Source organism: Vibrio kagoshimensis (assembly GCF_050337535.1).
GTDB lineage: Bacteria > Pseudomonadota > Gammaproteobacteria > Enterobacterales > Vibrionaceae > Vibrio > Vibrio gallaecicus.
Genome location: NZ_JAKJSZ010000007.1, coordinates 114,178 through 135,547, shown reverse-complemented (window position 1 = coordinate 135,547; position 21,370 = coordinate 114,178). Strand labels below are relative to the sequence as shown.

At 41.8% G+C, this 21,370-nt stretch carries 18 protein-coding genes and 1 other RNA gene; 16 read left to right on the top strand and 3 right to left on the bottom strand.

Annotated features, from left to right (window positions below):
• Positions 1 to 5: 5 nt before the first annotated feature.
• Genes L4C37_RS08120 through L4C37_RS08110 form a run of 3 tightly spaced genes read right to left on the bottom strand, consistent with a single transcriptional unit; the run spans position 6 to position 2,793 of the window.
• Positions 6 to 596 carry a phosphoheptose isomerase gene (locus tag L4C37_RS08120; RefSeq protein ID WP_102576580.1) on the bottom strand — a complete coding sequence of 197 codons (591 nt, stop codon included), beginning with the start codon at positions 594 to 596 and terminating at the stop codon, positions 6 to 8.
• A 3-nt stretch (positions 597 to 599) separates the two neighbouring features.
• The gene (locus tag L4C37_RS08115) at positions 600 to 995 is read right to left on the bottom strand and encodes a YraN family protein (protein ID WP_273293517.1); all 396 of its coding nucleotides are present in this window, start codon (positions 993 to 995) and stop codon (positions 600 to 602) included.
• Complete coding sequence (locus L4C37_RS08110) at positions 982 to 2,793, bottom strand: penicillin-binding protein activator (RefSeq protein ID WP_429768309.1); 1,812 nt, start codon at positions 2,791 to 2,793, stop codon at positions 982 to 984. The genes L4C37_RS08115 and L4C37_RS08110 overlap by 14 nt, the downstream gene beginning before the upstream one ends.
• 61 nt (positions 2,794 to 2,854) lie before the next feature.
• On the opposite strand from L4C37_RS08110, the gene rsmI reads away from it, so the two are divergent.
• The 16 genes from rsmI (at position 2,855) to lpxC (ending at position 21,063) form a co-directional block, all read left to right on the top strand.
• Positions 2,855 to 3,718, top strand: coding sequence for a 16S rRNA (cytidine(1402)-2'-O)-methyltransferase (rsmI, locus tag L4C37_RS08105; RefSeq protein ID WP_429768308.1), 864 nt, complete (start codon positions 2,855 to 2,857; stop codon positions 3,716 to 3,718).
• 108 nt (positions 3,719 to 3,826) lie between these two features.
• Positions 3,827 to 4,218: RNase P RNA component class A (gene rnpB, locus L4C37_RS08100), an RNA gene on the top strand.
• A gap of 227 nt (positions 4,219 to 4,445) precedes the next feature.
• On the top strand, positions 4,446 to 5,396 hold the full coding sequence (gene rsmH / locus L4C37_RS08095; protein WP_429768307.1) for a 16S rRNA (cytosine(1402)-N(4))-methyltransferase RsmH: 951 nt from the start codon (positions 4,446 to 4,448) through the stop codon (positions 5,394 to 5,396).
• Between the two features lie 6 nt (positions 5,397 to 5,402).
• Positions 5,403 to 5,720: a cell division protein FtsL gene (gene ftsL / locus L4C37_RS08090; RefSeq protein WP_137374490.1), complete on the top strand. Its 318-nt coding sequence runs from the start codon at positions 5,403 to 5,405 to the stop codon at positions 5,718 to 5,720.
• The gene (locus tag L4C37_RS08085; protein WP_429768306.1) at positions 5,717 to 7,453 is read left to right on the top strand and encodes a penicillin-binding transpeptidase domain-containing protein; all 1,737 of its coding nucleotides are present in this window, start codon (positions 5,717 to 5,719) and stop codon (positions 7,451 to 7,453) included. Before ftsL ends, L4C37_RS08085 begins: the two co-directional genes overlap by 4 nt.
• A gap of 18 nt (positions 7,454 to 7,471) precedes the next feature.
• Positions 7,472 to 8,959, top strand: a complete 1,488-nt coding sequence (gene murE, locus L4C37_RS08080; RefSeq protein ID WP_273293513.1) for a UDP-N-acetylmuramoyl-L-alanyl-D-glutamate--2,6-diaminopimelate ligase — start codon at positions 7,472 to 7,474, stop codon at positions 8,957 to 8,959.
• The gene (locus L4C37_RS08075; protein ID WP_429768305.1) at positions 8,956 to 10,317 is read left to right on the top strand and encodes a UDP-N-acetylmuramoyl-tripeptide--D-alanyl-D-alanine ligase; all 1,362 of its coding nucleotides are present in this window, start codon (positions 8,956 to 8,958) and stop codon (positions 10,315 to 10,317) included. The genes murE and L4C37_RS08075 overlap by 4 nt, the downstream gene beginning before the upstream one ends.
• A complete protein-coding gene (gene mraY, locus L4C37_RS08070) occupies positions 10,314 to 11,396 on the top strand; it encodes a phospho-N-acetylmuramoyl-pentapeptide-transferase (protein WP_137374494.1) in 1,083 nt (360 codons plus the stop codon). Before L4C37_RS08075 ends, mraY begins: the two co-directional genes overlap by 4 nt.
• A 75-nt stretch (positions 11,397 to 11,471) precedes the next feature.
• Positions 11,472 to 12,797 (top strand): UDP-N-acetylmuramoyl-L-alanine--D-glutamate ligase, encoded by a 1,326-nt coding sequence (murD, locus tag L4C37_RS08065; RefSeq protein WP_429768304.1) that lies wholly within the window; start codon positions 11,472 to 11,474, stop codon positions 12,795 to 12,797.
• A 22-nt stretch (positions 12,798 to 12,819) separates the two neighbouring features.
• The gene (gene ftsW / locus L4C37_RS08060) at positions 12,820 to 14,016 is read left to right on the top strand and encodes a cell division protein FtsW (protein ID WP_137374496.1); all 1,197 of its coding nucleotides are present in this window, start codon (positions 12,820 to 12,822) and stop codon (positions 14,014 to 14,016) included.
• Between the two features lie 7 nt (positions 14,017 to 14,023).
• Positions 14,024 to 15,085: an undecaprenyldiphospho-muramoylpentapeptide beta-N-acetylglucosaminyltransferase gene (gene murG / locus L4C37_RS08055; RefSeq protein ID WP_429768303.1), complete on the top strand. Its 1,062-nt coding sequence runs from the start codon at positions 14,024 to 14,026 to the stop codon at positions 15,083 to 15,085.
• Positions 15,086 to 15,098: 13 nt separating this feature from the next.
• A complete protein-coding gene (gene murC, locus L4C37_RS08050) occupies positions 15,099 to 16,559 on the top strand; it encodes a UDP-N-acetylmuramate--L-alanine ligase (protein WP_429768302.1) in 1,461 nt (486 codons plus the stop codon).
• 190 nt (positions 16,560 to 16,749) lie between these two features.
• Entirely contained in the window at positions 16,750 to 17,529 is a 780-nt protein-coding gene (locus L4C37_RS08045) for a cell division protein FtsQ/DivIB (RefSeq protein WP_137374499.1), read from the top strand.
• The gene (ftsA, locus tag L4C37_RS08040; protein WP_137374500.1) at positions 17,522 to 18,787 is read left to right on the top strand and encodes a cell division protein FtsA; all 1,266 of its coding nucleotides are present in this window, start codon (positions 17,522 to 17,524) and stop codon (positions 18,785 to 18,787) included. The genes L4C37_RS08045 and ftsA overlap by 8 nt, the downstream gene beginning before the upstream one ends.
• 31 nt (positions 18,788 to 18,818) lie before the next feature.
• Complete coding sequence (ftsZ, locus tag L4C37_RS08035) at positions 18,819 to 20,048, top strand: cell division protein FtsZ (protein ID WP_273293508.1); 1,230 nt, start codon at positions 18,819 to 18,821, stop codon at positions 20,046 to 20,048.
• A 97-nt stretch (positions 20,049 to 20,145) separates the two neighbouring features.
• Positions 20,146 to 21,063 carry a UDP-3-O-acyl-N-acetylglucosamine deacetylase gene (lpxC, locus tag L4C37_RS08030; RefSeq protein ID WP_273293507.1) on the top strand — a complete coding sequence of 306 codons (918 nt, stop codon included), beginning with the start codon at positions 20,146 to 20,148 and terminating at the stop codon, positions 21,061 to 21,063.
• Positions 21,064 to 21,370: the final 307 nt, after the last annotated feature.

Here is a 21,370-nt window from a genome sequence, read left to right as displayed (position 1 = left end):
CTCCATTACTCTTCATGGGCTGGGAATAGAACTTGATCTATCAAATCGCATAAGCAGTGAAGGGTGACCATATGTACTTCATGGATGCGTGCAGTTCTATGAGAAGGGATTCTGATTTCAACATCATGTTCACCTAATAACCCTGCCATTTCACCACCGTCTTTACCAGTGAAGGCAATGATTGTCATATCACGAGTTACAGCCGCTTCCATTGCTTTGATAATATTTTTGCTATTACCACTAGTCGAGATAGCAAGTAGGATGTCTCCAGTTTGCCCAAAAGCACGAACTTGCTTAGAAAAAATCTCTTCGTAATGGTAGTCGTTTGCGACTGCAGTAAGCGTTGTGTTGTCGGCAGTTAATGCCATCGCGGGTAAACTAGGACGCTCAGTTTCAAAACGATTAAGCAAGCATGATACAAATTGCTGTGCGTTAGATGCAGACCCGCCATTTCCACAGCATAAGATTTTATTACCATTTAGAAGAGTGGCAACCATCGCTTGAGCTGCATGGGTGATAGCATCAGGGAGTGCTTCAGCTGCAGCAATTTGAATTTGAATACTTTCAGTAAAACTTTCTTTAATGCTTTCTAGCATTGCTTATCCTTGGGTAATAGCGTTTTGGATCCAGTCGATGTTGTTCTCTTCACCTTGAATGGCGATAACATCAAACCTGAAGTCGGTTGTGTGGACAGACAAACCTTGTTTCATCAGCCAAACATTTGCTGTTTTATAGAGCTTTCGCATTTTTTGCGGCGTCACCATTTCTGCAGCATGCCCATAATGTGATTGTTTTCGGTATTTCACCTCAACAAACACAATGGTTTGGTGGTGTTTCATTATAAGATCAATTTCACCGAATTTAGTTGTGAAATTTGCAGTGATATACGATAAGCCTTGGCGTGAAAGGTATCTCTTTGCCAAGGCTTCGTAGTGATCACCTATTTGCTTTCGGGTGATTCTATCGGTTATTGCTTTACGGCTAAATAGCCCCATGCTCCGCCCAGCTGATTTGTCTTTGGATAATGCACTGGTTATCAATAGTGAGAACGCCGGTTTCACCGGAAATACTATAGCCATCGATCACTTTCATTTGTGGAAGTGCTTCCATTAATGAATAAGCATCCATTCCTAAAGCTTGTAAGCGTTTTTTTGCATGAGAGTTATTTGGCCATAATTCGTTTAATTGGCTATTTACAGCACTTTGTTCTTCAATGAGCAATGGAATATCACTGTAAATAACACCGGTTAAATCTTCATATTGCTTATCACCGCTATTACTACGCGAGTTGGAAAATAGCGCAGGCTGTTTTGCATCTGGGTTAATAGCGACTTCAATAAATGGTTTGATTAAAGTGAGCTCTGAATTTTTAGCCACAATGTATACTGAATCAATATCACGTCGGCTTCTTGGCTCAGTTTCAATTTGAAGGTTAAGCAGAGCATCCATTTGCGCGATACGTTGCTGGCTTTCTTGTAGACCAAACACTTGATTGATATTACGTTGTAATTGACGCTTATCAGCAAAAGAGCTCATCGCCACTTCATTGCTGCTGTATTTCTGCCATTCTTGCTCAAACGCTTCTTTCACTCGCTCACCAAGACGACCTTTTGGCGCTAAGATTAGGGGGTATTTGTAGCCTTGAGTGAATAAATGTTTAGCAGCTTGAGCTACTTCTTGCTCTGGTGACAAAGCGAGGTAGCACATGTTCGTTCCATCGACGATTTCGTTTGGAATGTTAAGCGCTAAAGCTGGAATTGCATCTACCTTTCCTGTTTGAGCTTGCTGAAGTTTAGTGATATTGCCTTTAATTAGAGGACCGACAATAAAATCAACATTATCTTCAATGAGCTTAGCTTTAATGGCTTCAGCACTTTGAGTGTTTGTATCTAGCACAGTCAATGTAGCATCTTGCTCTCTTTCTGTATCATTCATCATTGCGAAGATAAAACCATCTCTTACAAGTTGAGCTTGTTTACCAAACTTTCCTGTTAATGGAAGAAGTAGGGCTGTGCTTGTTGGCTTACTTATATCTAATTTTAAGATGTCAGAGATTTCAATGGGAGTATATAAAGCAGCTGGGTGATTTGAATTTTCTTCAAGCCAATGCTCAAGCGTATTCTTTAGCTGTGGAACATTAGAGTTGAGCGTCTTCATATAAATGGCTAGTTGCAGCCAACCGTCTAATACTTCTTCATTTTTATTCGTTTCTAATTCGGTGATTTCATACTGAGAATAGGCTGATAAGTTCTGCCAAATTCGATTAGCGATCAGTTCTTGTTCAGCTGTATCTACATAGTCCGATAGTAATACTAGCTCTCGACTTGCAGATAAATATTGACTCATGACTTCAAGCATATCTGAGCGCAAACTGTAATAGTCTTTCCATTGCTCACTTGGTAATTTCCACCACGCTTGAAAATTAAGCTGCTTATAAGCTTCTTCAGGTTGGTCGTTATTAAAAAGTAACTGAGCTCTAGATAATTGCCACTCTGCTTGTTGAATTTCAGAAAGTTGCTGCTTGGCTAACCGTTTGATAAGCAGTGTTGCTTGGTCAGTGCTACCAGATTGAATTGCAGCTTTAAGCGCCATGATTAACCAGTCGTTTTGTAGGCTTCCTTGACTACTATCTGCTTGCATCATGTAGTTTTGAGTGCTTTGAGATGGATCTAGAGTAATATCTACGCTTACAGGGGCTTGTGGTGAAGAAGAACAAGCTGCCAATGTAATTGCTAATGCAATTGGAGTTAATAAGCGTGGTACACTGAGTCTCTTATGGTTCATCATTGCCATGAGTTCTTATAATTCCGTATAAAGTTGTATCTATATTAATCGTTGAAGTGATGGTAAACAAATGACAGATAACAAAACCTTGCTCGAAGAGAGCCCGACTCTCTATATTGTGCCTACCCCAATTGGAAATTTGGGAGATATCACTCAAAGAGCAATTGAAATCTTATCAAGTGTTGATGTTATTGCTGCTGAAGACACTCGTCATACAGGCAAACTACTAGCACACTTCAATATCTCAACTAGAACGTTTGCATTACATGATCACAATGAGCAAACCAAAGCGCAAGTATTAGTTGAAAGGTTATTAGAGGGGCAGTCTATCGCATTAGTCTCTGATGCTGGAACCCCTTTAATTAGTGACCCAGGTTACCATCTTGTATCTCAATGTCGTCAAGCGGGTGTTAGAGTTGTCCCGTTACCTGGTGCTTGTGCTGTTATTACTGCGTTAAGTGCTTCGGGCTTGCCGTCTGATCGCTTTAGCTTTGAAGGTTTTTTACCTGCAAAAAGCAAAGGTCGTAAAGACAAGTTCTTAGAGATAGCTAAAGCTGAACGCACTTGTATTTTTTATGAGTCACCACATCGCATTACCGAATCACTGCAAGATATGCTCGAGATCTTAGGTCCTGATCGTGAGGTAGTATTGGCGCGTGAGCTAACCAAGACATTTGAAACTATTCAAGGCTTGCCGTTAGGAGAGCTTATTGACTGGATTGAAGAAGACTTGAATCGTAAGCGTGGTGAAATGGTGTTGTTGATTCATGGGCACCGTGAAGAAGCAACAACCGACATTCCTGATGAGGCGACTCGAACTCTTGGTATTTTAACGAAAGAACTTCCACTTAAAAAAGCGGCAGCAATGACGGCTGAAATTTATAATTTGAAGAAGAATGCACTCTATAAATGGGGACTTGAGAACTTAGATTAGTCTCTTATAGTTCGCTATCGATAGGCTGAATCAATAATTGGATTAGTTAGTGACCACTTAGTTGGTGTTTAGTAGACACTCTTAAACTTTCACTATACAATCCGCCTCGGAGTTGAACGGGTAATCGCTGCTTCATTGATGTCCTTCGGGAGACTGATGGAGGGGAGGAACGTCCGGGCTCCATAGAGCAGGGTGCCAGATAACGTCTGGGGGGCGCGAGCCCACGACAAGTGCAGCAGAGAGAAGACCGCCGATGGCCTCATTTCTTCGGAAGAGGCACAGGTAAGGCTGAAAGGGTGCGGTAAGAGCGCACCGTGCGGCTGGCAACAGTTCGTAGCAAGGTAAACTCCACCCGGAGCAAGATCAAATAGGCCCTCACATTGCGTTGCTCGCGTATGGGGGCGGGTAGATTGCTTGAGCCTGTGAGCGATTGCAGGCCTAGACGAATGGTTACCACCGTGAAAACGGTACAGAACCCGGCGTATGTGTCAACTCCACCTATTATAAGAACCCATCATTACTAACCAGTAGTGATGGGTTTTTTGCTTTATATTGACGTTAAGCTTTTAAATTGCTTTAACATTTGTAATATCCATTGAATTTGGCGGCAAAATCACGCGAAGCAATGCACAAATAGTGGCGATAAAGTACGAAATCAGTACACTGAAAGTTTAACGATATTTGAACATGCCGTATTAAATGGCCACATTCACTCATTGAGAAGACTATGACACAAGCATTCAAACATGTATCAGTATTGCTTAACGAATCCATTGACGGACTTGCGATCAAACCTGACGGTACCTACATCGATGGTACATTTGGCCGCGGTGGTCATAGTCGTACGATTTTGTCTAAGTTAGGTGAAAATGGTCGTTTATTTAGTATTGACCGTGATCCCCAGGCAATTGCTGAAGCAAAAACTATCGATGACCCTCGTTTTACGATTGTTCATGGTCCGTTTTCGGGCATTGCTGAATACGCAGAACATTATGACCTAGTAGGTAATGTTGATGGTGTACTGTTTGATTTAGGTGTTTCATCTCCGCAGTTAGATGATGCTGAGCGAGGTTTCAGTTTCATGAAAGATGGTCCGTTAGATATGCGTATGGACCCGACTTCAGGTATTCCCGTATCTCAATGGTTAGCTGATGCAGATTTAGATGATATTACTTGGGTGATTCGTGAGTTTGGTGAAGATAAGCATGCTCGCCGCATTGCGAAAGGCATTATTGCTTATCAAGAAAACGAAGAAAACGAACCTTTAACGCGTACTGGTCAGTTAGCAAAGCTTATTTCTGATGTTGCGCCTAAAAACTTTAAAGAGAAAAAACACCCAGCTACCCGTGCTTTCCAAGCTTTCCGAATTTACATCAATAGTGAATTAGAAGAGATTGATACGGCATTAAAAGGTGCGGCTAGCATTCTTGCACCGGAAGGTCGTTTATCTGTGATCAGCTTCCACTCATTGGAAGATCGTATGGTGAAGCGTTTTATTCGTAAAGAAAGCCAAGGACCACAAGTACCTCATGGCTTACCGCTTACAGAAGCTCAGATTAGTGAGCTTGGAAGTGCGGATTTAAAACCAATCGGTAAAGCAATTAAACCATCTAAAAATGAAGTTGATGATAATACTCGCTCACGCAGTTCAGTATTACGCATTGCTGAGAAATTGTAATTACAGATGAGTGCTTCAAAGCCAAATTTAGCAAAGATAATTTTTTTTGATTTACTGACGGTGGGACGAGTTCCATTACTGTTGTTGATCTGTATTTTTGTTAGTGCCATGGCAGTTGTGCTCAGTACTCATATGTCGCGCCAAGCCATTACTCAGAAAGATATGGCTCTTGTTGAAAGAGAACAACTGGATGATGAATGGCGCAACTTAATGCTTGAAGAAACTGCTCTTGCTGAACACAGCCGAGTTCAATCGTTAGCAAAAACAGAATTAGAGATGAAACGCCCTGATTCTGATAAAGAAGTCGTGATTTCATTGAAATGATAGCTAAAAAGGATAAAACGCCGAAAAGTGGGCGTTCTGAAAAGGAAGTAAAAGCGGCTCCAATTTTAATTAAATGGCGTTTTAACGTCGTTATTTTCTTCATATTTATTGTCTTTTCTGCGCTTGTTGCACGTGTCGCTTACATTCAAATTATTGAACCTGATAACCTCATCCGCCAAGGTGATTTACGTTCTGTTCGAGTCAAAGCATTACCTTCTGCCCGTGGTATTATTTCAGATCGAAATGGTGAACCGCTTGCGGTTAGTGTTCCTGTCGAAGCCGTTTGGGCTGATCCTAAAACGATCTTTAAAGAAGATGGCTTGCTAGAGAAAGATCGCTGGTATGCACTCGCTGATGTTTTGGGTATCGACCGCCAATCGATGATCAATAAAATCACTAAGAATAAGTCACGCCGTTTTATTTACCTTCAGCGCCAAGTTAGTCCTGCGATGGCAAAATACATTCGTGAGTTGAAACTGGCTGGCGTCGGTCTAAAAGCTGAATCTCGTCGTTATTACCCAGCAGGTGAAGTTAGTGCACATTTAATCGGTGTAACTGGTATTGATGGACATGGTTTAGAAGGCGTTGAGCGCAGTTATGACCAATGGCTTACTGGTGAAGCGGGTAAGCGTACGATACGTAAAGATCGTTATGGTCGTGTAGTTGAAAATATTGCTTTAGAAGAGCGTGAGCAGGGTAAGCCACTTACGCTAACTATTGATCAAAGGTTACAAGCTATTGCGTACCGCGCAATAAAACAGGCGGTCGCTGATCATCGAGCTACTTCGGGCTCTGCCATTTTACTCGATGTTAAAACCGGTGCCGTACTCTCAATGGTCAATGCACCGTCCTATAACCCAAATAATCGTTCGGACTTACAAAGCTTTAAAATGCGTAACCGTGTACTGACTGATTCAATGGAGCCAGGTTCAACAGTAAAGCCGTTTGTGGTATTAGCGGCTCTAGAAAATGAAACTGCCACCCCTGAGACTGTGATTAATACGGGCAACGGAATTATGCAGATTGGGGGTAGCCGAGTCCGCGATACATCAAAGGTTGGTAAGGCTGACCTCGCCACAATATTAAAGAAATCGAGTAACATCGGTGTCGCAAAGCTAGCTTTGGATATGCCTCTTGAAGCCCTACTTGGTATGTACAGTTCTGTTGGTTTAGGTGAAATGTCTGGGCTTAACTTAGTTGGTGAAACTTCTGGTATTTTCCCTAGCCGTCGCCGATGGTCAAAATTTGAAATTGCGACCTTATCTTTTGGTTATGCTATTTCAGTTACCCCTATTCAGTTAGCTCACGCGTACGCGACTCTTGCAAATAAAGGCATGTATGAGCCCATTCATATCATAAACAGTAACCAACAAGACTTTTCTAAACAGGTAGTCTCGCCAGAAAATGCTCAACTTGTTTTAGAAATGCTGGAAGGCGTGACTCAAAAAGGCGGTACAGCGACACGAGCTGCAGTGCCGGGTTACCGAGTTGCGGCTAAAACTGGTACATCTCGAAAAGCAGCGGCAGGTGGATACAGTGATGAATACATTGCAATTACCGCAGGTGTCGCACCTGTGAGTGACCCGCGAGTTGCACTTGTTGTTATTGTGAATGAGCCACAAGGTGACTTGTATTACGGTGGTTCGGTTGCGGCTCCGGTATTCTCAGAAATTATGAAAGGTGCGTTACAAATTTTAAATGTGGCACCAGATGAAAATCAATTCCAAAATTAGCGTAGATCAGGACTAGATATGAGCAATCTTCTTTCACTTTCCAGCCTACTTTCTCCTTGGGGAGATTTTAACTCCTCGCAACTAGATGCAATACCGGTTAAGTCTTTAGAGTTAGACAGCCGTAAAGTATCGAGTGGTGATGTCTTTGTGGCAGTGATTGGTCATGCTGTTGATGGTCGTCAATTTATTCCTACGGCTATTGAGCAAGGTGCTGCAGCAGTTATTGCTCAGGCGTGTGATGAACATCTTCATGGAAGTGTTGGTGTAGTAGGTGGAATTCCAGTTGTTTATATTGATGACTTAAATCAGTCGTTGTCTAAATTAGCAGGGCGATTGTATTCATCGGAAAACATGAAATTAATCGGTATTACCGGGACTAACGGAAAAACCACCATCAGCCAATTAATCACTCAGTGGTTAGACTTAATTGGTCAGCGATCTGCTGTGATGGGAACAACCGGCAATGGTTTTCTTGATAATTTAAAAACTGCAACAAACACCACTGGCAGTGCTATTGAAATTCAAAAGACATTAAGTGAATTAGCTAAGCAAGATGCCGCGTATGCTGCCATGGAAATTTCTTCTCATGGGTTAGTACAAGGTCGAGTTAAAGCTCTTACTTTTAGCGCGGCAGTATTCACGAACCTAAGCCGTGATCACCTTGATTATCATGGGACAATGGAAGAGTACGCACTCGCAAAGCAAAGCTTATTTACTCAGCATAAATGCCAAGCATCGATCATTAATATTGATGATCCTGTCGGTTATTCTTGGATAGAAGATTTACCTAATGCTGTGGCGGTTTCTTTAAAACCAATAGCTGATTTTGACAAAGGTATTTGGGCAACAAAAGTGGTTTATGCTGAAACGGGGATTAAGCTTTCTTTTGATGGCTGTTATGGGCAAGGGCATTTGTCGGTTCCGTTGATTGGACAATTCAACGCGTCAAATGTATTAGTGGCTTTTGCTACCTTGCTGTCGTTAGGTATTGATAAGCAAGCACTAATCGATACAGCATCTAAACTTCAGCCTGTTATTGGTCGAATGGAATTATTCCAAGTACCCGAGAAAGCCAAAGTTGTCGTTGATTATGCTCATACACCAGATGCTCTGGAAAAAGCGCTTTCAGCTTTGAGAGTGCATTGTTCTGGTCAGTTATGGGTTATTTTTGGCTGTGGTGGCGATAGAGACATCGGTAAACGACCAATGATGGCTGAAACCGCAGAAAAGTTTGCAGACAAACTTATTTTGTCAGATGACAACCCTCGCAGTGAAGACCCTCGATTGATCGTTAAAGATATGCTTGCGGGGTTAAATAAAGCTGATGAAGCTTTTGTCGAGCATGACCGTTATGAAGCCGCAAAGCTGGCACTGGCTCATGCATCTGCTAACGATATTATTTTATTGGCAGGTAAAGGGCATGAAGACTATCAAGTATTAAAGAATGAAACAGTGCATTACTCTGACAGAGAGTCTGCAACAGAACTTTTAGGTATATCATTATGATTGATGTATCCCTAGAGCAAATTTGCTCTGCCGTAAAAGGGAAATTAATTGGTGAAGATTGCACGATAACAGCAGTCTCAACGGACACAAGAACACTCGATACTGGTGCCTTATTTGTAGCCCTTGTTGGTGAACGTTTTGATGCCCATGATTTCTGTCAACAAGCAGTCGATGCTAAAGCGAGTGCTTTATTAGTTGAAAAGAAGCTTGCTCTTGATATTCCGCAAGTGATTGTTGAAGATTCTAAAATCGCTTTAGGTCAGTTGGGCTCTTGGGTACACAAACAGTGTGATATACCAACAATGGCTATTACTGGTAGCTGTGGCAAAACGACAGTTAAAGAGATGGTGGCGAGTATATTGCAATTACGCGGCAATGTACTTTTTACTGCTGGGAACTTTAATAATGAAATTGGCGTTCCTCTGACTTTATTACGAAGTGAAAGAGATGCTGAGTTTGCCGTTATTGAGCTAGGTGCTAATCATATCGATGAAATTGCGTACACGACACAACTTGTGCTTCCGCAAGTCGCACTAGTGAACAATGTTGCGGCTGCACACCTAGAAGGTTTTGGTTCTATTGACGGTGTTAAACAAGCCAAAGGTGAAATTTTCCAAGGGCTGCCATCTGGTGGAACTGCCATTCTTAATTTAGAAAGTAATGGTGGATATTTTTGGGATGATGTTTTAGCCGATAAGTCTGTTATTACTTTCTCTACAGCTGATACTGAAGCCGACTATTTTGCTAGAGATATCGAGATAAATACTGAAGGTGAAGCCAGCTTTGAGCTTAATACACCAACTGGTTCGATAGATGTGAAACTCGGTATTATTGGACGTCATAACGTTGCTAATGCTCTTGCTGCCGCCGCACTAGCCATACAGTTTGGCTCTACACTGAAACAAATTCAGGCAGGTCTTACAGATCTAATACAGGTTAAAGGTAGAGTTGAAGTTCAGCCTTTAACTGAGAAAATTAAATTAATTGATGATAGCTACAACGCCAGTGTTCCTGCTATGAAAGCGGCTGCAGAGTTGCTATCTGGCTTTAAAGGTCAGCGTTGGTTAATTTTAGGTAATATGGCAGAACTCGGCGATGAAAGCCTTGCACTTCACCGCCAAGTCGGTGAATATGCTGCCCCATTCAATTTTGAGTATGTCCTCACTTATGGTGAAGACACGAAAGTGATCAGTGATGTTTGTAACGGCATTCACTTCGAAACACATTCCGAGATGATTACATACATAAAGCAGCAATTAACCCTATCCAACAGCACGAACCACACCTTATTAGTTAAGGGAGCGAATAGTGCTGGGATGAGTAAGATAGCGGCTGCTTTAAAGGAGACTTTTTCATGATAATTTGGCTATCAGAGCTACTACAGCCATACTTTTCTTTTTTCCGATTGTTCGAATACCTTTCATTTCGTGCAATCGTTAGTGTAATTACGGCATTGTGCTTATCTCTTTGGATGGGACCTAGGCTAATTGAGCGTTTACAGATGCTACAAATTGGTCAAGTTGTTCGTAATGACGGTCCTGAATCTCACTTCAGCAAGCGCGGTACCCCAACTATGGGGGGGATAATGATCCTTGCAGCAATTGTGATTACTGTCTTGCTATGGGCAGATCTATCAAACCCTTACGTGTGGGCAGTATTAGCTGTTTTACTCGGTTACGGTGCTGTAGGTTTTGTCGATGATTACCGTAAAGTCGTGCGAAAAAATACAGATGGCTTAGTTGCTCGTTGGAAGTATTTTTGGCAATCCGCGATTGCATTAATTGTTGCTTTTGCTTTGTATGCTCACGGAAAAGATACTGCCGCGACTCAGCTTGTTGTCCCATTTTTTAAAGATATTATGCCTCAGCTCGGTTTACTCTATATCGTTCTGACTTACTTTGTTATTGTGGGAACCAGTAACGCTGTTAATTTAACCGATGGCCTAGATGGGTTAGCGATTATGCCAACAGTGCTTGTAGCTGCTGGTTTTGCTGCAATTGCATGGGCAACAGGAAATGTTAATTTTGCCGAATACTTACATATCCCATACATCCCTTATGCATCTGAGTTAGTGGTTGTTTGTACTGCAATGGTAGGGGCTGGTTTAGGTTTCCTATGGTTTAATACTTACCCGGCTCAAGTATTTATGGGCGATGTAGGCTCACTTGCATTAGGTGGCGCTTTAGGTGTTATTGCTGTTTTAGTTCGCCAAGAACTCGTATTGGTTATTATGGGTGGTGTGTTTGTAATGGAAACTTTGTCTGTAATTTTACAGGTAGGTTCATACAAACTACGAGGTCAGCGTATTTTCCGTATGGCTCCGATTCATCATCACTATGAGCTAAAAGGCTGGCCAGAGCCTCGTGTTATTGTACGTTTTTGGATCATTTCAATCCTTCTTGTTCTTATCGGCTTAGCGACATTAAAGGTTCGTTAATAGAAAGTACGTTAATAATTCGAGCATCTGTATTAAAGGCAGATGCTCACTTCAAATAGAGAGCATCGTGTTCAAATGGATCGTTGGCTGAATATTCATAATGTAGTGGTTGTAGGGCTCGGTATTACCGGGCTCTCCGTCGTTAAGCATCTCGTAAAATACCAACCTCAATGTAATGTTCGTGTGATTGATACTCGTGAACAACCTCCCGGTTTAGATGCTCTACCTAACTCAGTTTCACTGCATTCTGGAAGTTGGAATGAACAGTGGCTAGCTGAAGCCGATTTAGTCGTTGTTAACCCCGGTATTGCTCTTGCTACTCCAGAGATCCAAACTGTCGTTCAACGTGATGTGGCCGTTATTGGTGACATCGAGCTATTTGCTTGGGCGGTAGATAAACCTGTAGTGGCTATTACTGGCTCTAATGGCAAAAGCACTGTAACGGATTTAACTGGTGTACTTGCAAAAGCAACCGGTTTAAAAGTGGGTGTGGGTGGCAATATCGGTATTCCAGCTTTAGACCTTCTAGAGCTTGATGCTGATTTATATGTACTTGAGCTTTCTAGTTTTCAGCTCGAAACTACATCGAATTTACAACTTTCTGCCGCGGCCTTCCTAAATTTATCTGAAGATCATATGGATCGTTATGCGGGTATGGATGATTACCGTTTAGCGAAGCTTAGAATCTTTGATAATGCTCAGTGTGCAATTGTTAACCGAGAAGATAAAGAAACCTATCCTCAAAACATGGGTGAGCAGTTATCTATCGTAAGCTTTGGTTCTGATGAAAAAGAACTCGGTTTAATCAAGCTGAACGGTGAAGAGTGGTTAGCTGATTTTGGTAAGCCAGTCGTTAAGTGCAAAGACTTAACTTTAGTAGGTCGACATAATATTTCTAATGCATTGGTGGCGTTAGCGTTACTGAAAAATATACAAGTTGATTACTCTAAATCGATAAATGCTTTAAAAAATTACAATGGTTTGACTCATCGCTGTCAAGTAGTAGTAGAACAGCGTGGTATAAAGTGGGTGAATGACTCTAAGGCGACTAATGTCGCGAGTACTTTAGCCGCATTATCAGGATTAGATTGTTCAGGAACACTGTATTTGCTGGTCGGTGGAGTAGGAAAAGGTGCTGATTTCAGTGAACTTGCACCGGTCTTGTCTCAATTGAATGATCTTAAGCTATGCTGCTTTGGCAAGGATTCAGCTGAATTTATGCCATTACATAAGTCTGCAACCCAATTTGACACTATGAGAGATGTGATTGAAAGCATATCTAAGAGACTTAAAGCAGAAGATATGGTGATGCTTTCTCCCGCATGTGCAAGCTTCGACCAGTTCAATAATTTTATGGCGAGGGGGGATGTATTTACCCAACTTGCACATGAATTCGCGTAATTTGGTAAAGGATTAAGATTAAGTGCGAAGTGTACGAGAAATTAATCAAAACATATGGCAGTGGCTTAATCGATCTACGCCAGATACATTATTTGATCGTCAGTTAGTATGGATTGCACTTGGGCTTATGCTCACCGGGCTCGTGATGGTGACATCGGCTTCATTCCCTATTAGTTCGCGTTTAACTGATCAACCGTTTCATTTCATGTTTCGGCACGCTACTTTTCTGTTACTGGCTCTCGGTGTTGCGAGTGTGATTTTACAAGTGCCAATGAAACGGTGGATGCAGTACAGCTATTACTTGCTTGCCTTATCTTTCGTGCTTTTGGTTATAGTATTAGCTGCTGGTAAGTCGGTTAATGGTGCTTCTCGCTGGATCCCGCTTGGCTTATTTAATTTACAGCCAGCTGAAGTTGCGAAATTATCGCTATTTATATTCATGGCGGGTTACTTAGTGCGTAAGCAAGATGAAGTGCGAGCAACATTTTTTGGCGGCTTTGCTAAACCCATTATGGTTTTTGGGGCACTTGCCGTTTTGTTACTAGGTCAGCCTGATTTAGGGACTGTTGTTGTAATGCTTGTAACATTATTTGGAATGTTATTCATAGCTGGAGCAAAACTGACTCAGTTCATTGCTTTAATGGTCGCTGGTATTGCGGCGGTAATAGGGCTTATTGCTCTCGAACCCTATCGTATTCGACGAGTTACATCGTTTTGGGAACCTTGGAATGACCCCTTTGGTAGCGGTTATCAGTTAACACAATCATTGATGGCTTTTGGTCGCGGTGATTGGATGGGGCAAGGTTTAGGTAACTCCATTCAAAAGCTAGAATATTTACCTGAAGCTCATACTGATTTTGTGTTTGCTGTGCTTGCTGAAGAACTAGGCTTCGTTGGGGTGACCTTAGTTTTAATGTTGATATTTAGCTTAGTCCTAAAAGCAGTATTTATTGGGAAAAGATCGTTTGAAGCGAATCAACAATTTGGAGGCTACTTAGCCTTTGGTATTGGCATTTGGTTTGCTTTTCAAACCCTTGTCAACGTTGGTGCTGCTGCCGGGCTTGTGCCTACAAAAGGTCTGACGCTCCCATTGATTAGTTATGGTGGTTCAAGCCTAATAGTGATGACGACGGCGGTATCGATGTTATTGCGTATTGATCATGAGTGCCGACTTGAAAGGTTGGAACATGGTGATGATTTAGACGACCAAATAGAATAAGAATGACATGAAGAAAAATAAAAAACTCTTAGTAATGGCTGGTGGTACTGGTGGTCATGTGTTCCCAGGCTTAGCCGTAGCTAAAAAATTGCAGGCACAAGGTTGGGAAATTCGTTGGTTAGGAACTGCTGACAGGATGGAAGCCGACCTTGTACCTAAACACGGTATTGACATTGACTTCATCAAAGTCAAAGGACTACGCGGTCAAGGTGTATCCAAACTGATTAAAGCACCATTTCAAATAATAAATGCCATTATCCAAGCGAAAAAGCATATTCAAGCTTGGCAGCCAGATGTTGTATTAGGCATGGGGGGGTACGTAAGTGGTCCCGGTGGTATTGCGGCTTGGTTATCTGGTATTCCAGTTGTATTGCATGAACAAAATGCTGTTGCGGGTTTAACGAATCAATGGCTGTCTAAAATAGCAAAAAAAGTATTTCAGGCATTTCCAGGGGCATTCCCTAAAGCAGAAGTCGTTGGTAACCCAGTTCGTGAAGATGTGGTGGCATTGGAAGATCCAAGCGAGCGTATGAAAGATCGCCAAGGTGATGTTCGTATATTAGTGATGGGTGGAAGCCAAGGGGCTAAAGTTCTTAACGATACTTTACCAAAAGTCATGTCACAGCTGGGTTCTGGTTTTAGCGTTATGCACCAAGCTGGAAAGAATAATCAAGAAAATGTGTTAGATGCGTATCGCTCACACTCTGTTGATACTGTCCAAGTTACGGAGTTTATTGATGATGTTGCTCAAGCTTATGCGTGGGCTGATCTGTTAGTTTGCCGTTCAGGTGCGTTAACCGTATCTGAAGTCTCGGCTGCTGGTGTAGGTGCTATTTTTATCCCATTTATGCATAAAGATCGCCAACAAGCACTGAATGCTGACCACCTTGTAGAGTGTGGAGCTGCATTTATGATTGAGCAACCTGACTTAACTGTCGATAATTTAACAAATGCAATTGCAACACTAGACCGAAATGAATTAAAAATGATGGCGACTAAAGCTCGTAATGCTGCAAAGCTCGATGCTGACGTGACTGTCGCTGAAGCTATTAAAGCTTTAGCAAAATAACGAGAAAGAATTGATGACAATTGAACACACTCAAGATTTAGCACAGATACGTGCAATGGTTCCTGAAATGCGTCGCGTAAAATCAATCCATTTTATTGGTATTGGTGGAGCGGGTATGAGCGGAATAGCTGAAGTTTTATTAAATGAAGGCTACCAAATTACCGGCTCAGATATTGCTGAAAACCCAGTAACTGAGCGTCTAGTGAATAAAGGCGCCACTGTATATATTGGTCATCAAGAGAGTAATGTCGCTAACGCGAGTGTTGTCGTGATTTCTACTGCGATTAATGAAGAAAACCCTGAAATTAAAGCGGCACGTAAAGCTAGAACTCCAATAGTTCGAAGAGCTGAAATGCTAGCAGAATTAATGAGGTTTAGACATGGTATTGCGGTCGCCGGTACACATGGTAAAACGACTACAACAGCGCTAGTAACCCAGATTTATTCAGAGGCAGGGTTAGATCCGACATTCGTTAATGGTGGCTTGGTTAAGAGTGCAGGAACCAATGCTCGTTTAGGGTCTAGCCGCATCTTAATTGCTGAAGCCGATGAAAGTGATGCTTCATTCTTACACCTGCAGCCGATGGTCAGTATTGTTACTAATATTGAAGCTGATCATATGGATACTTATGGCGGTGACTTTGAAACATTAAAGCAGACTTTTATCGATTTTCTCCATAACTTGCCATTTTATGGGCAAGCGATAGTGTGTATTGATGATCCTGTTGTTCGTGGGCTGATTCCTAAAATTAGCCGACAAGTGATTACTTATGGCTTTTCAGAAGATGCAGATGTACGTCTTGAAAACTACAGCCAAACAGGGCAACAAGGTAAGTTTACTGTTGTACGCAAAGGAAAAGCGAACCTGGATATAACATTAAATATTCCAGGCCGACATAACGCACTCAATGCTTCAGCAGCGATAGCGGTAGCAACGGAAGATGATGTCAGTGATGAAGCTATTCTGAAAGCTATGGCTGGTACTGAAGGAACAGGTCGACGTTTCGATCACTTAGGTGAATTTGAAACTGGAAATGGAGTAGCAATGTTAGTCGATGATTACGGTCATCACCCGACAGAAGTGGACGTTACGATTCAGGCAGCAAGAAGTGGTTGGCAAGATAAGCGTTTAGTGATGATTTTCCAGCCTCACCGTTACAGTCGTACTCGTGACTTATTTGATGATTTTGCCAACGTACTTGAACAAGTCGATGTATTGATTCTCTTAGATGTCTATTCTGCTGGTGAATCTCCAATTGTTGGAGCTGATGGGCGTTCGTTAAGTCGTACAATTAGAGGGCGTGGGAAGTTAGATCCAATATTCGTACCTGACATACATACACTTCCTTCAGTGCTTGCGAATGTAATTCAAGATGGTGATCTTGTTTTAACACAAGGTGCAGGAGATGTGGGTAAAGTCGCTAAACAGCTAGAAAATCTTGAGCTTAATATCAATAGAATGTTAGAAGCATAAAGTAAGCGCTACAGAGCGTGGTCAATCGCTCACTTCTTGCGATTGACCCAAATTTGTCAAAAAATATCAATATCAATATTTGATAGTTTGAGCTAGCTCAGTATAATTCATAGGTTAAAGTAAGTGCTTTTACCTCTATTAAGAAAAGATAGGGAAGAGAATTGCGAACCATCGACAGGGACAGCGGGTTTTGGTAGAAAGTACTTTCAACGAAAACCGCCACCTATTCAGTTTACCATCGCTTAGAAAGCATGCCTTTGGTGGGGCGTTTTTTCTGATGGTTTTGCTATTCATTGGGTTCCTTTTCTATACCACGCTAAGTTGGATGTGGGATGATCAGCGATTGCCCCTTTCCAAAATAGTGCTTCAAGGCGACTTAACGTATGTAAGTGCAAGTGATGTTCAGCAGGCATTTGGTCAGCTTGATCATATCGGCACCTTTATGTCCCAGGATATAAATGCATTACAAGACAGCTTACAAAGTCTTCCTTGGGTATCGGTCGTTTCTATTCGTAAACAGTGGCCTGATACAGTTAAAGTTTTTTTAACTGAGCACCAAGCAACAGCTATTTGGAATGGCAACATGCTGTTGAACGAAAATGGCTTAGTGTTTTATGGCGATATTGGAGTATTGCAAGGGGATAGAGTCAAACTCTATGGACCTGAAGGTACAAGCCAACAAGTTATTGCAAAATGGCGACACGCGACGCCCTTATTTCAAAGTTTGGGATTAACCGTTACATCTTTAGTCCTGAATGAAAGACGAGCTTGGCAAATTATTCTAGATAACGGTATCCGTTTAGAACTAGGAAAAGATTCTTTAGATGAACGTGTTGAGCGCTTCATTTCACTTTATACCAAGCTTGGTGATAAAGCTGATAAAGTGAGCTACATAGACCTCAGGTATGATACGGGAGCTGCCGTTGGCTGGTTCCCAGAGCAAGAGTTAGAAGAGAATACAGATGACTAAGACCGTAGATGACAACTTAATCGTTGGTCTTGATATAGGCACTGCAACCATATCAGCTCTAGTGGGTGAAATACTGCCTGATGGTAAAATTAATATCATTGGATCGGGAAGTAGCCCATCTAGAGGTATGGATAAAGGCGGTGTGAACGACTTAGAATCCGTAGTTAAGTCGGTACAGCGAGCAATCGATCAAGCTGAATTAATGGCAGAATGCCAAATCAGCAATGTATTTATCTCATTATCAGGTAAACACATCGCAAGCCGAATTGAAAAAGGTATGGGGACTATTTCAGACGAAGAAGTATCCCAAGACGATATGGATAGAGCAATCCATACAGCTAAGTCGATTAAAATAGGAGATGAGCAGAGAATCCTGCATGTCATCCCTCAAGAATTTACTATCGATTACCAGGAAGGTATTAAAAATCCACTTGGTTTATCGGGCGTTCGAATGGAAGTCAGCGTTCATCTGATCTCTTGCCACAATGATATGGCAAAAAATATTATTAAAGCAGTTGAGAGATGTGGTCTTACTGTTGAACATATTGTGTATTCAGGTCTTGCGTCGAGCAATGCTGTAATCACTGAAGATGAACGAGAACTTGGAGTATGTGTTGTTGATATAGGCGCTGGTACCATGGATGTTTCTATCTGGACAGGCGGCGCATTAAGACACACAGAGGTATTTGCCTATGCCGGAAATGCCGTAACCAGTGATATTGCTTTTGCTTTTGGCACACCAGTGAGTGATGCAGAAGAAATAAAAGTTAAACATGGTTGTGCTTTAAGTGAGCTAGTAAGTAAGGACGATTCGGTTAACGTACCTAGTGTTGGTGGTAGACCATCTCGGAGTTTGCAAAGACAAACTTTGTCAGAAGTCATAGAACCACGTTACACTGAATTAATGGGTTTAGTTAACCAAACTATCGATACTGTACAAGTTAAGCTACGAGAAGATGGAATTAAACATCACCTTGCTGCTGGTGTAGTTCTCACTGGTGGAGCTGCGCAAATTGATGGGTTGGTAGAATGTGCGGAGCGAGTTTTCCGCAACCAAGTTAGAGTTGGTAAGCCATTAGACGTTAGTGGCTTAACTGATTACGTTAAAGAGCCGTATCATTCTACGGCAGTTGGTTTACTTCATTATGCAAAAGATTGCCAAATAAATGATGATGGTGAATATAGCGAACCAAAACGCTCACCGTCTATGTCAGGTTTATTTGGTAAATTGCGTAATTGGATACAAAAAGAGTTTTAACCTGAGTTGCAGGAAAAAACGGAGATAACAAATGTTTGAACCGATGATGGAAATGTCTGACGATGCGGTAATTAAAGTCGTTGGAGTTGGTGGCGGCGGCGGTAATGCTGTTGAGCACATGGTACGTGAGTCTATTGAAGGCGTTGAATTTATTAGTGTAAACACTGATGCTCAAGCACTTCGAAAAACAAGCGTGAGCAGCGTAATTCAAATTGGTGGTGATATCACTAAAGGTTTGGGTGCTGGTGCAAACCCACAAGTTGGCCGTGATGCAGCTCTCGAAGACAAAGAAAGACTTAAAGAATTCCTGACTGGTGCCGATATGGTATTTATCGCAGCAGGAATGGGCGGCGGTACTGGAACTGGTGCAGCTCCTGTAATTGCAGAAGTTGCTAAAGATCTAGGTATCTTAACGGTAGCTGTTGTGACTAAGCCATTTAGCTTTGAAGGCAAAAAGCGTTTAGCGTTTGCTGAACAAGGTATTGAAGAGTTATCTAAGCATGTGGATTCGTTAATTACGATTCCAAATGAAAAACTGCTTAAGGTACTTGGTCGTGGTGTTACATTGCTAGAAGCTTTCGCTAGTGCAAATGATGTACTAAAGAATGCTGTACAAGGTATTGCTGAGCTAATTACTCGCCCTGGTATGATCAACGTCGATTTTGCGGATGTACGCACCGTAATGTCTGAGATGGGTCATGCAATGATGGGTAGCGGCATCTCTAAAGGTGAAGACCGAGCAGAGGAAGCCGCTGAAACGGCAATTTCTAGCCCATTACTAGAAGATATTGATCTAGCTGGTGCTCGAGGTGTTCTAGTGAACATCACAGCTGGCTTAGATATGCGTTTAGATGAGTTTGAAACTGTGGGTAACACAGTCAAAGCCTTCGCATCTGATAACGCTACGGTCGTAATTGGTACTTCTCTTGATCCTGATATGACGGATGAAATTCGAGTAACTGTTGTTGCAACAGGTATTGGAACAGAGAAAAAACCAGATATTACGCTTGTTGCTGGTGGTAAAGCAAAAGTGGCAGCAACCTCTCAACCACAAGTGACAGCGCAGTCTGCACCTAAAGTGGAAGAGAAAGTGGCACAGCCATTGCAAGAAAAAACTGAGGTTAAACCTCAAGTTAAACCGCAGCCAACAGCGTCATCGGCATCTTCAGCGGTAGGGGCAAGTCAAAACACAGCACCTAAAGCTGAAAAAGAAAGTGGATATCTTGATATCCCTGCATTTTTGAGGCGTCAGGCTGACTAACTAGTAACCGTTAATTTGACAGTGTTCAAAATGATGGTAAAATTCGCGGTCGGTAGATTACTGACCGTGTTTTGTAGCACTGATAAGAGGCAAGCAGATGATCAGACAACGTACTCTGAAAGAAATCGTGAAAACAACTGGTGTGGGTCTCCATTCTGGTCGTAAAGTCACGCTTACTCTTCGCCCTGCAGCTGCAAATACAGGTGTTGTTTATCGTCGTACCGATGTAAATCCACCAGTAGACTTCCCAGCTGATCCAGCTTCAGTCCGTGACACTATGTTGTGTACCGCTTTGGTAAATGATGATGGTGTACGTATTTCAACAGTAGAGCACTTAAATGCAGCTCTAGCTGGAATGGGTATTGATAACATTATTGTTGAAGTTGATGCTCCTGAAATTCCGATTATGGATGGTAGCGCAAGCCCATTTGTCTATTTACTACAGCAAGCTGGCGTTGAAACATTAAACGCTGCCAAGCGTTATATCCGAATTAAGAAACCTGTACGTTTTGAAGATGGCGATAAATGGGCTGAATTTGTACCATTTAATGGCTTCCGTATGGATTTCGAAATTGATTTTAACCACCCTGCGATTGAATCTGACGAACAGCGTTTATTGTTTGATTTTTCATCTCAAGGTTTTGTTAAAGAAATTTCACGAGCTCGTACCTTCGGTTTTATGCGTGATATCGAATACCTACAATCACAAAACCTTGTGTTGGGTGGTAGCTTTGATAATGCAATAGTTCTGGATGAATATCGAATCCTGAACGAAGAAGGTCTTCGTTTCGAAAATGAATTTGTGACACATAAAGTTCTAGATGCGATTGGTGATTTATATATGTGTGGACACGCTATTATCGGTGAGTTCAGAGCATATAAATCAGGTCATGGCTTGAACAACCAACTTCTTAGAGCTGTATTAGCTGATCAAGAAGCGTGGGAGTGGGCAACATTTGAAGAAGAAGCTGGCTCACCTGTCGCTTTTGCAGAGCCTAATATGGTTTTAGCGTAAGCTAAAGAATTTTTAAAAAGCCAAGCTATTAGCTTGGCTTTTTTGTATCTGAATTTCAGCATCCTTCCTTTCTAGCCCAACGAATCTGTATTTTTTGATGGATACCTGTTTAATCCCTCACCAATCTGTAATAAAACTTCAAACCACATCAAACAAATGAATTCTAAAATGGTTGTCAGTAACAAAATTACTTACACTAGAAGGCAATATTTTCAACTCAAGCCTTGAAAACTCTACTCTCAAGTCCAATATCAAAGATACAAGATTTATCTCAGTATCCTGGTTTGCAATGAAAGACTAAGTTAAT

Excerpts from the sequence above, each read along its gene's own strand:
- L4C37_RS08120 (WP_102576580.1), bottom strand. The coding sequence starts at position 596 with ATGCTAGAAAGCATTAAAGAAAGTTTTACTGAAAGTATTCAAATTCAA.
- L4C37_RS08115 (WP_273293517.1), bottom strand. The coding sequence starts at position 995 with ATGGGGCTATTTAGCCGTAAAGCAATAACCGATAGAATCACCCGAAAG.
- L4C37_RS08110 (WP_429768309.1), bottom strand. The coding sequence starts at position 2,793 with ATGGCAATGATGAACCATAAGAGACTCAGTGTACCACGCTTATTAACT.
- rsmI (WP_429768308.1), top strand. The coding sequence starts at position 2,855 with ATGACAGATAACAAAACCTTGCTCGAAGAGAGCCCGACTCTCTATATT.
- rsmH (WP_429768307.1), top strand. The coding sequence starts at position 4,446 with ATGACACAAGCATTCAAACATGTATCAGTATTGCTTAACGAATCCATT.
- ftsL (WP_137374490.1), top strand. The coding sequence starts at position 5,403 with ATGAGTGCTTCAAAGCCAAATTTAGCAAAGATAATTTTTTTTGATTTA.
- L4C37_RS08085 (WP_429768306.1), top strand. The coding sequence starts at position 5,717 with ATGATAGCTAAAAAGGATAAAACGCCGAAAAGTGGGCGTTCTGAAAAG.
- murE (WP_273293513.1), top strand. The coding sequence starts at position 7,472 with ATGAGCAATCTTCTTTCACTTTCCAGCCTACTTTCTCCTTGGGGAGAT.
- L4C37_RS08075 (WP_429768305.1), top strand. The coding sequence starts at position 8,956 with ATGATTGATGTATCCCTAGAGCAAATTTGCTCTGCCGTAAAAGGGAAA.
- mraY (WP_137374494.1), top strand. The coding sequence starts at position 10,314 with ATGATAATTTGGCTATCAGAGCTACTACAGCCATACTTTTCTTTTTTC.
- murD (WP_429768304.1), top strand. The coding sequence starts at position 11,472 with ATGGATCGTTGGCTGAATATTCATAATGTAGTGGTTGTAGGGCTCGGT.
- murG (WP_429768303.1), top strand. The coding sequence starts at position 14,024 with ATGAAGAAAAATAAAAAACTCTTAGTAATGGCTGGTGGTACTGGTGGT.
- murC (WP_429768302.1), top strand. The coding sequence starts at position 15,099 with ATGACAATTGAACACACTCAAGATTTAGCACAGATACGTGCAATGGTT.
- ftsA (WP_137374500.1), top strand. The coding sequence starts at position 17,522 with ATGACTAAGACCGTAGATGACAACTTAATCGTTGGTCTTGATATAGGC.
- ftsZ (WP_273293508.1), top strand. The coding sequence starts at position 18,819 with ATGTTTGAACCGATGATGGAAATGTCTGACGATGCGGTAATTAAAGTC.
- lpxC (WP_273293507.1), top strand. The coding sequence starts at position 20,146 with ATGATCAGACAACGTACTCTGAAAGAAATCGTGAAAACAACTGGTGTG.